Origin of the sequence: Nocardia sp. JMUB6875 (genome assembly GCF_041154655.1) — a bacterium.
In the GTDB taxonomy this organism is placed as follows: domain Bacteria; phylum Actinomycetota; class Actinomycetes; order Mycobacteriales; family Mycobacteriaceae; genus Nocardia.
On record NZ_BAAFGR010000006.1, the window covers coordinates 77,142 to 89,693 of the forward strand.

The 12,552-nt window shown below is 68.8% G+C and carries 13 protein-coding genes and 1 rRNA gene; 1 reads left to right on the top strand and 13 read right to left on the bottom strand.

Features of this window, described 5'->3' with window-relative positions; all coding sequences use genetic code 11:
- Positions 1-147 precede the first annotated feature (147 nt).
- The 8 genes from ACAM49_RS03120 to ACAM49_RS03155 all read right to left on the bottom strand — a co-directional run bounded on the left by ACAM49_RS03120 (position 148) and on the right by ACAM49_RS03155 (position 7,535).
- Entirely contained in the window at positions 148-756 is a 609-nt protein-coding gene (locus ACAM49_RS03120) for a peroxidase-related enzyme (RefSeq protein WP_369633922.1), read from the bottom strand.
- Positions 749-1,216 (bottom strand): hypothetical protein, encoded by a 468-nt coding sequence (locus tag ACAM49_RS03125; RefSeq protein ID WP_369633923.1) that lies wholly within the window; start codon positions 1,214-1,216, stop codon positions 749-751. Before ACAM49_RS03125 ends, ACAM49_RS03120 begins: the two co-directional genes overlap by 8 nt.
- Positions 1,213-2,229 carry a putative FMN-dependent luciferase-like monooxygenase gene (locus ACAM49_RS03130; protein WP_369633924.1) on the bottom strand — a complete coding sequence of 339 codons (1,017 nt, stop codon included), beginning with the start codon at positions 2,227-2,229 and terminating at the stop codon, positions 1,213-1,215. Before ACAM49_RS03130 ends, ACAM49_RS03125 begins: the two co-directional genes overlap by 4 nt.
- Positions 2,226-2,978, bottom strand: a complete 753-nt coding sequence (locus ACAM49_RS03135; protein WP_369633925.1) for an ABC transporter ATP-binding protein — start codon at positions 2,976-2,978, stop codon at positions 2,226-2,228. The genes ACAM49_RS03130 and ACAM49_RS03135 overlap by 4 nt, the downstream gene beginning before the upstream one ends.
- Positions 2,971-3,849 carry an ABC transporter ATP-binding protein gene (locus tag ACAM49_RS03140; RefSeq protein WP_369633926.1) on the bottom strand — a complete coding sequence of 293 codons (879 nt, stop codon included), beginning with the start codon at positions 3,847-3,849 and terminating at the stop codon, positions 2,971-2,973. The genes ACAM49_RS03135 and ACAM49_RS03140 overlap by 8 nt, the downstream gene beginning before the upstream one ends.
- Positions 3,830-5,665 (bottom strand): ABC transporter permease, encoded by a 1,836-nt coding sequence (locus ACAM49_RS03145; RefSeq protein WP_369633927.1) that lies wholly within the window; start codon positions 5,663-5,665, stop codon positions 3,830-3,832. The genes ACAM49_RS03140 and ACAM49_RS03145 overlap by 20 nt, the downstream gene beginning before the upstream one ends.
- Positions 5,666-6,829 (bottom strand): ABC transporter substrate-binding protein, encoded by a 1,164-nt coding sequence (locus tag ACAM49_RS03150; RefSeq protein ID WP_369633928.1) that lies wholly within the window; start codon positions 6,827-6,829, stop codon positions 5,666-5,668. It abuts the gene before it with no gap.
- Between the two features lie 79 nt (positions 6,830-6,908).
- A complete protein-coding gene (locus tag ACAM49_RS03155) occupies positions 6,909-7,535 on the bottom strand; it encodes an HAD family hydrolase (RefSeq protein WP_369633929.1) in 627 nt (208 codons plus the stop codon).
- An 86-nt stretch (positions 7,536-7,621) separates the two neighbouring features.
- On the opposite strand from ACAM49_RS03155, the gene ACAM49_RS03160 reads away from it, so the two are divergent.
- On the top strand, positions 7,622-8,449 hold the full coding sequence (locus tag ACAM49_RS03160) for a GNAT family N-acetyltransferase (protein WP_369633938.1): 828 nt from the start codon (positions 7,622-7,624) through the stop codon (positions 8,447-8,449).
- Here ACAM49_RS03160 and ACAM49_RS03165 read toward each other — a convergent pair whose 3' ends face one another.
- From ACAM49_RS03165 to rrf, 5 genes are all read right to left on the bottom strand, one after another.
- Positions 8,450-8,911, bottom strand: coding sequence for a MarR family winged helix-turn-helix transcriptional regulator (locus ACAM49_RS03165; protein ID WP_369633930.1), 462 nt, complete (start codon positions 8,909-8,911; stop codon positions 8,450-8,452).
- A complete protein-coding gene (locus tag ACAM49_RS03170; protein ID WP_369633931.1) occupies positions 8,904-9,326 on the bottom strand; it encodes an SRPBCC family protein in 423 nt (140 codons plus the stop codon). The genes ACAM49_RS03165 and ACAM49_RS03170 overlap by 8 nt, the downstream gene beginning before the upstream one ends.
- A 151-nt stretch (positions 9,327-9,477) precedes the next feature.
- A complete protein-coding gene (gene fusA, locus ACAM49_RS03175; protein ID WP_369633932.1) occupies positions 9,478-11,511 on the bottom strand; it encodes an elongation factor G in 2,034 nt (677 codons plus the stop codon).
- A 69-nt stretch (positions 11,512-11,580) separates the two neighbouring features.
- Positions 11,581-12,123 (bottom strand): YrdB family protein, encoded by a 543-nt coding sequence (locus tag ACAM49_RS03180; RefSeq protein WP_369633933.1) that lies wholly within the window; start codon positions 12,121-12,123, stop codon positions 11,581-11,583.
- 163 nt (positions 12,124-12,286) lie between these two features.
- Positions 12,287-12,403: ribosomal RNA gene (gene rrf, locus ACAM49_RS03185) — 5S ribosomal RNA — on the bottom strand.
- Positions 12,404-12,552: the final 149 nt, after the last annotated feature.

Consider the following 12,552-nt stretch of genomic DNA (forward strand, 5'->3'; position numbering starts at 1 on the left):
CATCCGAAAGGAAGTTCGTCATGGTGGTGCTCCGATCCAACAGATTGCCAGTGCCGTCACTGACTGTTTGCCATCGGAACGATACCGAGCCGATCCCCACCCTGGGAAGATTTCGGATGAACTTTCTAGAATTATTTCCAGAGACCGCTAGACAGTGCTGACAACCGCCGGCACCTCCGGCTCACCGAGGGTGAGCATGAGCCGGTTGGCCCAGGAGAACGAGGCGGTGGACAACACCAGATCGTGCAGCTCGATATCGCCGAATCCCAGCTCCCGCAGGCGTTTCAGGTGCCCGGCGTGCGCGCGGGGCGGATTCGCGGCCAGCGCGTCCACGAAATCGATGACCGCGTCCCAGGTTTCGTCGATCCGGACGTCATTGCCCTCGTCCAGCAACCGCTGGACATCCGCGGGCCGCTTGGACAGCGCCGAAGTGAAACGAGAATGAACGGAGGCGCAGTATTCGCAGCCGTTGTGCCGGGAGGTAACGGTCGCCGCGAGTTCGCGCTCGGCCCGGGCCAGACCCTCGCGGCCATAGAAGATCTCTTTGTCATTGGCGCTGCGGTGGGCCAGCACCGCGGCGTTGCGCGCGAGTAGCCGGAAATACGGGCCGATGCCCCGATCGCCCTCGAGCAGGGGCCGCTGCTCGTCGTCCGCGTCGGCCAGCGCGATGGGCTCCACCCACGGCACCCAATCCAGCTGATCCTGGGTGAATCCCTTTGGGCGTCGCGATGTTTCGACGCTGCGCACTTCACTCATGCTCGGCACTTCCCTCCGGGTCGGTTCCGATCAATTCGAGCCCGGCCAGCAGCCGGACCTGGAAGTGCACGAATCCGATGAGCTGCGCCACCGTCACGATGTCGCGCTCGTCCAGACCGGCCGCGGCCAGCGCGTCGATATCCGCCCGGGTCACGGCGGCGGGCGAGGTGGTCACCCGCGCGGCATGGCGCAGGATCGCCGCCAGCACCGGATCGCCCTCGGCCGGAACGGTTCCCAGCGACGCGTAATGCGCGGCCAGTTCCGGCGCGCCCGCCAGCTCGGCCACCGCCACGGCCGCCGCTACCAGGCGTTCGCGGCCGATGCTCGCGCTCGCCTCACCGTCCAGCAACGCCGAGTACACCCCCTGCGTGTGCTCGACCACCGCCGGGCGCACCGCCCGCAGCGCGCGCACCGATTCCGCGCGCTCCCCGAGCACGGCGTCGATGACGTCCGTTGTCACAACTGATTCCTTTCGTCGGCTCGCCAACCCAGTTGCGGCGCAACCTTGGTGGCGATGAGTTCGATGGAACGCGAGGTGGCGGCGTGCCCGGGATCGACCGGATGCGCCTGCACGATGAAGTCGGTGGCGTGCCGCAGGGCCGAGTCGGCGGCCAGCCGCGCGGCGACCTCGTCGGGGGTGCCGTAGTAGATGTCGCGCAGCACCTCGGCGATGGTGTTCGTCCCTTCGGGACCGCCGTTGCGGCCCAGCTGATCCAGGAATCGGGCCGCGCCGCGCTCGGCCAGCTCGACGGCCTCGTCATGGTCGTCGGCCACGAAAACACCTCGGGACGCGCCGATTCGCGGTGTCGCACCGGAGGGCAGCGCATCGAGGTAGGCGTCCACCAGCGGCTGCTGGATCTCCCACAGGGTGGCGTCGGGCGCGGCCGGATCACGCGGCTGGGCCTTGGACAGCAGCAGACCGTCCCCGGCGCGCCCGGCCCGCTCGGCTCCACCAGCGGAGAACGTGGCCTGCCACAACCGATCCCGCAGCCCGGGGGCGGGCGGGTTCAGGGTCCGATCGCCGACCAGCGGCTCCCCGCCCAGTGCCCCGGTGACTTTCGCGAGCTTGTCGGCGTAGACCCGCTGCCGATCGGCGTCGCCCAGTTCGAAAAGCTCGAAGGCGTGCCGTGATCCGCCCGCGCCGAAGCCCAGTTCCAGTCGCCCGCCCGACAGTTCGTCCAGTACGGCCGCGTCCTCGGCCACCCGGATCGGATCCTCCAGCGCCAGCGTCACGATGGCGGTCCCGAAGCGAATCCGCGGGAACCGGGCGGCCGCGTGGGCGAGGAACACGAACGGCGACGGCAGTCCGCCCTCGGCCGGATCCAGGTGGTGCTGTGCCACCCACGCGGTCTGGTAGCCGAGGCGTTCGGCCAGGTCGATCTGCTCGAGCGCCTGGCGGTACACCGTGGCCGCGGTCTCGGCGGGGTCGGTGCGGACCAGGCGGGTGAAGAAGCCGAGCCGTTGCGGGGTCATACGGTCACCTTTCCGAGGTAGGCGTCGCGCACGGCCGGGTCGCCGACGAGCTCCGCGGCCGGGCCGTGCAGCACGATGCGCCCGGTGCGCAGCACATTGGCGGTGTGCGCGATGCTCAGTGCCAGTTCCGCCTGCTGTTCCACGATCAGGATGGCCAGGCCCAGCTCCCGATTGAGCCGGGCGATCTCGTCCAGCACCCGATCCACGAACAGCGGCGACAATCCCATGGTGGGCTCGTCCATGCAGATCAGGCGGGGTTTGCTCATGAGCGCGCGGGCGAAGGCCAGCATCTGCTGCTCACCGCCGGAGAGCGTGCCCGCCCGCTGGGTGCGGCGCTCGGCCAGGCGCGGGAAGTGCTCGAAGAGTTCGGCGGCGCGGGCGGCCAGCACCGCGCGGCGCTCCCGGCGGATGTAGCCGCCGACGAAGAGGTTCTCCTCCACGGTCATGGCCGGGAAGACGCGGCGGGCCTCCGGCACCGAGGCCAGGCCGGCCCGGATGCGGGTCGCGGGCGGGGTGGCGCTCACGTCGACGCCGTCGATCCGGACCGTGCCCGAGGTCGGCTTCAGCAGGCCCAGTGCGGTTTTCATGGTGGTCGACTTGCCGGAGGCATTGCCGCCGAGCAGGGAGACGATCTCGCCGGGGCGGACCTTCAGCGACACCTCGTCCAGGGCCCGGGACGGGCCGTAGTGCACCACCACGTTCTCGAATTCGAGGATGGGCGTGGCGTTCTCGTCGAAGCCGTCAGACATCCACGGCCACCTTTCCGTGCACGCGGCTGGTCCCGAGGTAGGCCTCGATCACGCGCGGGTCGGCGAGCACCTCGTCGGGGGTGCCCTCGGCGATGATCCGGCCCTCGTCGAGGACCAGCACCCGGTCCGAGAGGTCGTGGACCAGGTCCATCTTGTGCTCCACCAGCAGCACGGTCTGGCCCTGCGCCTTCAATTCGGCCAGCTGCCTGCCGATCTCGGCGGTCTCGGTCTGGTTCATGCCCGCCGCTGGCTCGTCGAGCAGCAGCAGATCGGGTTCCAGCGCCAGCGCCCGGGCGATCTCGGTGCGGCGGCGGTTGGCGTAGGACAGCGTGTAGGCCGGGTGGTCGACGCGCGGACCGAGGCGTTCGGAGAACCGGGCCACCTGCGCGTCGATCCGGGCCGCCGACTCCCGGCGCTCGGCACGGGCCGCGGGGGTCGGCACCAGCGCCACCGCGAGCTCGGCGAGCAGCGAAACCCACCGCAGCACCGGGATATTCGCCAGTAACCGCAGCGGCCGGGAGGCGCGCAGCGTCGTCTGGAGGCCGACGTCCACGTTCTCGCGGACGGTCATATTGCCGAAGACGCGTCCGTTCTGGAAGGTCCGTGCGATGCCCGCCGCGGCGGCCGCCTCCGGAGCGCCCGGGCGAATCCGCTTGCCGCGCACCAGTACTTCACCGGCGTCGGGCTTCAGCACCCCGGAGATCAGATTGACCGTCGTCGACTTCCCAGATCCGTTGGGGCCGATGATCGAGACGAATTCGCCGGGCGCGATCGAGAATTCGACCCCGTCCACGGCCCGCACACCACCGAAGGCACGCCGCAGCCCGTTCACCCTCAGTACCGCTTCCACCTCAGGCGTCGACTGCGACACGTTCCCTCCTCACCAGAATTCCCTGCGGCCGGAACCGCACCACGGCCAGCAGCACCAAGCCGTACAACACGATTCGCCACGACGGCGCGAGCCGCAGCGCCTCCGGCACCCCGATCAGCACCACCGCGCCCAGCACCGCGCCGTAGGGCGAGGCCGTACCGCCCAGCACCAGGATCGTCACCACCAGCAGCGACATGGGCAGATTGAACACGGTCGGATCGATGTAGGAGTACTGGTGCGCCAGCAGCGCGCCGCCGATGCCGGAGAAGAAGGCGGCCAGCGCGAAGGCCAGCGCCTTGTAGTCGCGCACCGGCACCCCGGCCGAACGCGCGGCCACCTCGTCGGCGCCGATGGCCCGGATGGCCGTCCCGAGCCGGGACCGCTGCACCCCGACGATCACCGCCAGCACGATCGCCAGCACCGCCAGCTCCAGCCGGAATATCTGTGCGTGCGTGGTGAATTCGTAGCCGAAGAGCTTCGGCGCGGGGATGCCGAAGATGCCGTAGCTGCCCCGGGTCACCGGCTCCCAGTTGCGAATGATCGCCACCGTCACGATGCCGATGCCCAAGGTCGCGATGGCCACGTAGTGCCCGCCCAGCCGCCACAGCGGCGCGGCCAGCACCGAGGACACGACGGCCGCGACCAGGCCCGCGACCACGATGGCGGGCAGGAACGCCCAGCCGTGCGAAACCGTCAGCACCGCGGAGGTATACGCGCCGATCGCGATCGGGCCCGCCTGCCCGATCGCCAGCTGCCCGGCGGATCCGGCCACCAGCGTCATGGACACCGCGATGATCGCGTAGGCCAGGATCTGGGTACCGACCGAGAGGCTGTAATCGTCGGCGAACAGCGGAATCGCCACTCCCGCAACGGCCAACGCCACCAGCGCGTGCCATCGGCGAATCTTCAACTCCCGGCCCGCGCCGAGGAACGTGCCGGTCATGGGCTCGGATTCGATGGCGGGCGGCCGCGCCAGCAGACCGCCGGGTCGCAGCACCAGGAACACCACCAGCAGTCCGAAGGTGATCAGGTCCCGGTAGCCGTCACCGAACCAGTAGATGCCGAACGCCTCCACCAGTCCGAGCACGAACCCGCCGAGCACCGCGCCCGGAATCGAGCCGAGCCCGCCGATGGTCGCTGCCACGAACCCGGTCATGCCGACGATGCCGCCGCTGGTCGGCGAGATGTTCGAGTTGTAGAGACCCACGAAAATGCCTGCCAGCCCGCCCAATCCGGACGCGATGGCGAAGGCCAGCGACTGCACCCGGCCCACGCCGATACCCATCTGCGCGGCCGCATCGGGATCCTGCGCCGTGGCGCGAATGGCCAGACCGTGGCGGCTGTAGCGCAGGAACGCCCAGAGTCCCGCCATCACCGTGAGGGTAATGGCGAACATGACCACGTCCGAGGTGCCCAATCGCACCCCGCCCAGCCGAATATTGTTGGTGGGCAACACCTGTGGGAACGGCCGGGTGTCCGGCCCGAACACCAGCGCCACCACGTTCTCGATGATCAGCCCGACCGCCACCGTCGCCAGCAGCGCCGCGATGGCCGGGGCGCGCCGCAACGGCCGCACTGCGAGCACGTCGATGGCCACACCGACCAGCGCCGTCACCGCCACCACGATCACCAGCGCCACCCACCACGGCACCCCGTGCTGGGCGATCAGCCACCAGCCCAGCACCGAGCCGAACGCGAAGATCGAGCCGTGCGCGAAGTTGATGACATTGCTGACCCCGAAGATCAGGGTGATGCCCACGGCGATGAGCGCGTACGCATTGCCGTGGACCAGACCCGCGATGAGCGTGTCGAGCATCTACTTATTGCTTCCGACCGGCACGAACTTGCCGTTCTGCAGCACCAGCTCGATCGGCTTCACGCCGCTCGGGCGGCGCGTCTGCTGATCGAAGGCGAAGGTGCCCAGGCCGATTCCGTCGAAGTCCTTCACCTCGCGCAGGCCCTTCAGCACGCCCTCGCGGGTCGCGCCGCCGGACTTCGCGGCCTTCACCAGCGCGTAGAGCGCGTCGTAGGCGTAGACGTTGAAGTCGCCCGGATCGGTATTGAACTTGGCCCGGAACTTGGTGACGAAGCTCTGCACCTTCGGGCTCGGATCCGACGGGGTGAACACGCCGTTCACGATGTCGCCCTCGGCCGCCTTGCCCGCCAGGTCGATGAACTGCGGGGTGTTCTGGCCGCCGAAGAACTGGCCGTTGAAGCCGACATCACGCAGCTGCTTGACCACCAGCGCGCCGTCCGGGCCGTAGCCCAGGTGCACGAACGCCTCCGGGTTGGCGTCGCGGCCCTTGATCAGCACCGGCCGGAAGTCCTGCGAGTCCGGCAGGATCGAAGAGGAGTAGGCGATCTCGATGCCCTTCTCCTTGGCGAACTGCTCGAAGAACTTGAAAGCCTGCTTGCCCCAGTCGGTTTCGAGGTAGACCACCGACACCTTCTTGGCCTTGGAGCGCACCCATTCGGCATTGCGCTCCTGGTACACGTCCAAGGTGATGGACGGGCTCCACGAGTAGTCGCCGCCCTTGGTGAAGTCCACCGAGGAGTTGGTGAACCCGTACTGCACCAGCTTGCCGCGGTTGTACACCGGCGAGGCCGCGATGGAGGCGGGCGAGGAGAAGTCACCCAGCTCGGCGATGATCGACTGATCGCCGACGAACTTGGTCGCGATGGGCACCGTCTGCTTCGGATCCGATTGCGAATCCTCCCATTTCAGCGCGACCTTCTTGCCATTGATCCCGCCCGCGGCATTGATCTCGTCCAGCGCCAGATCGAAGCCCTGCTGCCAGAGCCGGCCGTACTCGGCGGAGTTGCCGGTCTTCGGCCCCGAGACGCCGAAATAGACGGTGTCCGAACCGCTTCCGGACGAATCGTTGGAGCAGGCCGAGGCCAGCACCGCCACCAGGGCCGCAGCCGTCATACCTACCGCAACCCGGCTGAAACCACGCGACCGGGACAAGATCTTGCTCATTGGCCGAAAGGTAGCCGGGGACCGTCGCCGCGAACACCGTTGCGCTCACCCTGATGCCAAGGGCGGCACTCGAATCGAGCTAGGCGGCGAGGTGCGCGGTGAGCCAGGCCGGGAATCCGGTCAGATCGCGCAGCACCACATCCGCACCGGCGGCCGACAATTCCTCGGCCGAGTAGGGCCCGGTGGTCACCGCGACCGACACCGCGTCGGCCACCTTCGCCGCGCGAATATCCCCGAGATGATCGCCGACATAGATCGAGGCCCCGCGCTCACGCAGCACCTCCCCCTTCTCCTCCGCCCAGGCCCCGCCGACCAGTTCGTCGACCTCCAGCCCGAGGTGATCGAGATGCAATTGCGCGTGCGGCCCGTTCTTGGCGGTGATCACCAGCACCCGCCCGCCGGCCCCGTGCACCGCGGCCAACGCGTCGACCACCCCCGGCAGATGCTCCGAGGCGTGCACCGCGAGCTCCGGATAGAACTCCCGATACATGGCCACGATCCCCGGCACCTCGTGCTCGGGAAACCACTCGGCCGCCTCCACCGCCAACGGTGGCCCGAGCCGCGACACCACCAACTCCGAATCGATCGCCACCCCCGTCCGCGCCGCCACCGCATCCCACACCGCGGCGATCCCCGGCCGCGAATCGATCAGCGTCATATCCAGGTCGAACCCGACCACCAGCCCGCTCGAATGATCACCAGCCACGCCTGAAGACCCTAGCCGCGCCCGAAGATGCCGCGACTCGGGCACGGGCGCGCCCTATGGTCGAAGCCATGCAAAGTGCCGGAACGCTGTTCTGTGGAGTGGAGTTGGCCGCCCGTATCGAGCGGGTCGAGGCGGAGCTGATCGCCAAGAGCAGCGGGGCCGCCGCGGCCCGGCACGGGGCGGACGCCGGATTCGTGATTCCGATCGCGGGCGGGGTGGCCTCCTTCGCGGAGGACGGGTCGCCACTGAACAAGGTGGCCGGGCTCGGCTTCGACGGGATACCCGGGGAAGCCGAGCTCGAGGAGATCGAGCGGTTGTTCGCGGAACGGAAGACGCCGGTGCAAGCCGAGATCTCGCAGCTCGGCGATCCGGGCATCGGCGAACTGCTCACCGGGCGCGGGTACCGGCTGGTGTCGTTCGAGAACGTCCTCGGGATCGAGCTCGGCGACGCCCGGGCGGCGATCGTCGCCGACGGGGTCGACGTGCGGCACAGCGACGAGGCCGAATTCGACGTCTGGCTGGACGTGGTCGCGACCGGTTTCGCGACCCCCGACACCCAGGGTGTGGCCTCCCACGAGGAGTTCCCCGCCGACATCATTGCCGCCGCCGTGCGGGATATGACCAGCGCCGCGGGCGTACGACGCTATCTGGCCCGATACCACGGACAGGTGGCGGGCGGCGCGAGCATGCGCCTGTCGCAGGGCGTCGCCCAACTCACCGGCGCGGCAACGCATCCCGAGCAACGACGGCACGGCGTCCAGTCCTCGCTGCTGTCGGTCCGCCTCGCCGAGGCCACGGCGGCGGGCTGCGATATCGCGGTGGTCACCACCCAGCCCGGCTCGAAATCCCAGCAGAATGTCCAGCGCCAGGGCTTCAGCCTGCTCTACACCCGCGCCATCCTGGTCAAGTCCTGATCAGTCCGGAAGCCGGTGCGCGGCTATCGGTTTCAGGTGTTCGCGTAGAAGATCGCCGTCGTCGCCGAAGAGTTGGGCGTCGGTGTCGACGGCGGTCCGGACGCCCTTGCTGGCCAATTCCCTTCCGGCGGGGGTGAGTTCGATGCGCAGTACGCGGGCGTCGGCCGGGTCGGGGCGGCGGACCAGCAGTTCACGCTCCTCCAGGCCGCGAATCACCTTGGACGCCATCATCCGATCCGAGCCGGACATGTCCGCCACCTGCTGCTGGGTCGGCAGCTCCCCCTCCCGGCTCAGCCAGCCCGCCGAGGCCAGCAGGTTGAACTGGGTGGGGGTGAGGCCGAGCGGGCGCAGGTTGCGTTCCAGGGTGGCCCGCCATTCCAGCGCGGCGTGGTGCAGCCAGAAGCCCGGACTCATGAGCGGACCCCGCGGCACGCCCCGCGAATTACCCGGAGATTCAGCCACGCCGTAGCGCCTCCTCTTCCAATGCGGCGAAGGTCAGCGGCATGTCCGCGCGCATGGCCTTCTCCCAGATCAGCTTGAACAACGGCCCGAAGGGCCCGTGGACTTCCACATTCTCCGCCACCCGCACGGTGCCGTGGCCGAGCGCCTCATAGGTGCGGTGCCCGCGCAGCTTGCCGAACGGAATGCCCGCCTCACTGGTCCACGACTTCCCGGGCTCCACGGCCACAATGGTGAACGGCCCGGCGGGGGCGCCCTTCGGCTTGACCCAGCCCTTGGTACCGGCCGCGAATTCGCCGTCGATGCGGGACTTCTCCTCGTGCGGATCCCAGTCGGACCAGCGGGCGACATCGGTGGCGACCGCCCAGATCTTGTCGATATCGCCCTTGATCACGGCTGCTTCGGTGAACGAGTACATCATCGGGACCATCTCCAATCGAGGAAATCTGTTGTTGCGACAACAGTAACTGTAGTCGCGACAACAATCAACCCCTTTCGGTGGAACCCGCACACCGGAAGCCGGTGGCGGACGACATCAAGGTGTCGCCGCCACCGGCTCCGTTCGCCCGTTAGGGCGCGAGGGCGTAGCCGAGCGGGCGCGTGGTGAACGTGCCCCGGCCCTGCGTCCGGCTGCGCAAACGCGTTGCGTAGCCGAACAGTTCGGCCAGCGGAACCGTGGCGGTGAGCACCACGGTCCCGGTCCGGGTGACCGAACCCGTGACCCGGCCGCGCCGGGCCGCGAGATCACCGAGCACCGCGCCGACATGGTCCTCCGGCACCGTGGCGGTCACCTCCGCCAGCGGTTCCAGTACCGCCATGGCACTGGCGCGCAAGGCTTCCCGCATGCCGAGCCGACCGGCGGTGCGGAAGGCCAGGTCCGACGAATCCTTCGAATGCGTCGCACCGTCGGTGAGCGTGACCCGCACGCCGGTGACCGGATGACCCGCGAGCGGGCCCTCGGCCAGGGCGTCGCGGCAGCCGGCCTCCACCGCGCGGACGAACTCCGCGGGCACCCGGCCGCCGACCACCGCCGACTCGAACTCGAAACCGGTTGCCCCGGCCTCGGATTCGTTCAGCGGTTGCACGTCGAGCACGATGTGCGCCCACTGCCCGGACCCGCCGTCCTGCTTGACGTGCCGGTACACCAGACCCCGCACGCCGCGCACCACGGTCTCGCGATACGCCACCTGCGGCCTGCCCACCGTCACGCTCAGCCCGCGGTCGCGGCGCAGCTTCTCCACCACGACCTCGAGATGCAACTCGCCCAGACCGGCCAGCAGCGTCTGCCCGGTCTCCGGATCGGTCCGCACCGTGAGGGACGGGTCCTCGTCGGCGATGCGGGCCAGCGCGAGCGCCAGCTTCTCGGTCTCGGCGCCGGTGCGCGCCTCGACCGCCACCGACATCACCGGTTCGGTCGGAGCCGGGGGCTCCAGCTGGACCGGCGCGTCCGGCGCGCACAGGGTCGCGCCGACCCGGACTGCCTTGGGCCCGACCAGTGCGACGATGTCGCCCGCCACCGCGGCCGCCACCTCCTCGTGCCGGTCCGCCTGCACCCGCAGGATGCGCGCGATCCGCTCGCGGCGTCCGGTGCCCGTGTCCAGCACGGTGTCGCCCTTGGCCAGGACGCCCGAATAGACGCGGACGAAGGTGAGCCGCCCGGTCGGCGTGGCGTGCACCTTGAACGCCAGTGCCGCAAGCGGTTCCGCCGGATCCGCGGTGCGCTGGTCGTCGTCGCTGCCGACCGCGGGCCGGTCGAGCGGCGACGGCAGGTAGGCGACGACGGCGTCGAGCAGCGGCTCGACGCCGATATCGCGGTAGGCCGCGCCGCACAGCACCGGCACCACCTCGCCGGAGAGGGTCAACTCCCGCAGCGCGGCGGTCAGGGTGTCGGCGGACAGCCCGGAGCGTTCGACGAACTCCTCGAGCGCCGCCGAATGCCGTTCCGCCACCACCTCTTCCAGCTCACGCCGGTGGCGGTCCACGTCCGCCGCGAGATGTTCGGGCACCGGGCCCTCGACGACCCCGCCGTCCCACTGCAGGGACCGCAGGCGGACGAGGTCCACGACACCGGTGAATACCTCGTCGCTGTAGACCGGTAGCTGCACGAGCAGCGGAACCGGGTGCAGCCGTTCGCGAATCGAGGCGACGGCGGCCGTCAGGTCGGCCCCGGCGCGATCCATCTTGTTGACGAACGCGATGCGCGGCACGCCGTAGCGGTCGGCGCGCCGCCACACGGATTCGCTCTGCGGCTCGACGCCCGCGACGGCGTCGAAAACGGCTACGGCGCCGTCCAATACACGCAGGGAACGCTCGACCTCGTCGGAGAAGTCGACGTGCCCCGGGGTATCGATGACGGCGAGCCGGTGCCCGGCCCAGGCGCAGCTCACGGCCGCCGCGAAGATGGTGATGCCCCGATCGCGTTCCTGTGGATCGAAATCGGTGACGGTGGTGCCGTCGTGCACCTCGCCGCGCTTGTGGGTGATCCCGGTGAGGAACAGCATGCGTTCGGTCACCGTGGTCTTGCCCGCGTCGACATGCGCGAGAATTCCGAGGTTGCGAACGGCAGCCAGATTGGTTCGAGAAACATTGGTACGCACGGTCATACGTCCTTCGTGCTGATCTGGTACAGAACAGCGCGATTCCCCGGGACGATCAGGAACGTCCGGGGGTACTCAGTACCGGCCGCGCAGCCGGCACCGAGCCGGCGAAGACACCAGGATCACCTCGAAGCGCGAACGGGCCACGACGATGGTGCGAGACTCCCGCATGATCGGCCCCTTCCTGCTTGTCGAGTGGTGTGAACGTAACAGTGCAACGTTCGCGCTGTCGCGTGAATTTCCCAGCGGCCCAACCGGCCTCGGCGGTGATCCGAACGAGAGGTGACCGAAGTGGATCGCCGCGAGATTGGCGACCACCAGGACCGGGAAGCCGATGGCGGCCGCCCGGTGGCCCAGCTGCCAGAGCCCGGCGGATGCGCCACCGAAGACCGCGACCTTGGTGACCACCGCGGCAACGGGAATCGAGTAGCTCGCCTGCGGTGCCGCGAACATGCCCCAGAGCGCCACGGCGGCCACCGCCATGCCCACGCCCAGCAGAATCTTCGCGGTGCGGCCGCGGCCGGTGCGCACGCCCCAGTAGGTCAGTGCACCGACAGCCACGAGTTCCAACAAGAAAGCGAGGGTCAGGTTGGCGGCGGTCCAGGCGGTGCTGATCATGACTACTCCGAGATCGGTGCTCTCTGTTTTGACCAATGGTCACAGAATCTCCGCACCGAGTCAAGAGCACCGCTCTCCACATGCTCTGAGCTGGAGAAAGGCCAAGCCTGCCCCGGAAACGCAGAAACCCCCTGACCGAAGTCAGGGGGTTTCGCGAATGATGTTCCGGCGGTGTCCTACTCTCCCACACCCTGTCGAGTGCAGTACCATCGGCGCAGGTGGCCTTAGCTTCCGGGTTCGGAATGGGACCGGGCGTTTCCCCACCGCTATAGCCGCCGTAACTCTATGAAACTATCCACACCCTCACGCAGAGGGTCTGTGTGTTGTTTCAGATACTGCACAGTGGACGCGTAGCTTCTTTGTTGGTAAGTCCTCGGCCTATTAGTACCAGTCACCTACACCCGTTACCGGGCTTCCAGTTCTGGCCTA

Coding starts and splice junctions, on each gene's coding strand:
- ACAM49_RS03145 (WP_369633927.1), bottom strand. CDS start 5,665: ATGCTCGACACGCTCATCGCGGGTCTGGTCCACGGCAATGCGTACGCG.
- ACAM49_RS03180 (WP_369633933.1), bottom strand. CDS start 12,123: ATGATCAGCACCGCCTGGACCGCCGCCAACCTGACCCTCGCTTTCTTG.
- fusA (WP_369633932.1), bottom strand. CDS start 11,511: ATGACCGTGCGTACCAATGTTTCTCGAACCAATCTGGCTGCCGTTCGC.
- ACAM49_RS03135 (WP_369633925.1), bottom strand. CDS start 2,978: ATGTCTGACGGCTTCGACGAGAACGCCACGCCCATCCTCGAATTCGAG.
- ACAM49_RS03150 (WP_369633928.1), bottom strand. CDS start 6,829: ATGAGCAAGATCTTGTCCCGGTCGCGTGGTTTCAGCCGGGTTGCGGTA.
- ACAM49_RS03130 (WP_369633924.1), bottom strand. CDS start 2,229: ATGACCCCGCAACGGCTCGGCTTCTTCACCCGCCTGGTCCGCACCGAC.
- ACAM49_RS03170 (WP_369633931.1), bottom strand. CDS start 9,326: ATGTACTCGTTCACCGAAGCAGCCGTGATCAAGGGCGATATCGACAAG.
- ACAM49_RS03120 (WP_369633922.1), bottom strand. CDS start 756: ATGAGTGAAGTGCGCAGCGTCGAAACATCGCGACGCCCAAAGGGATTC.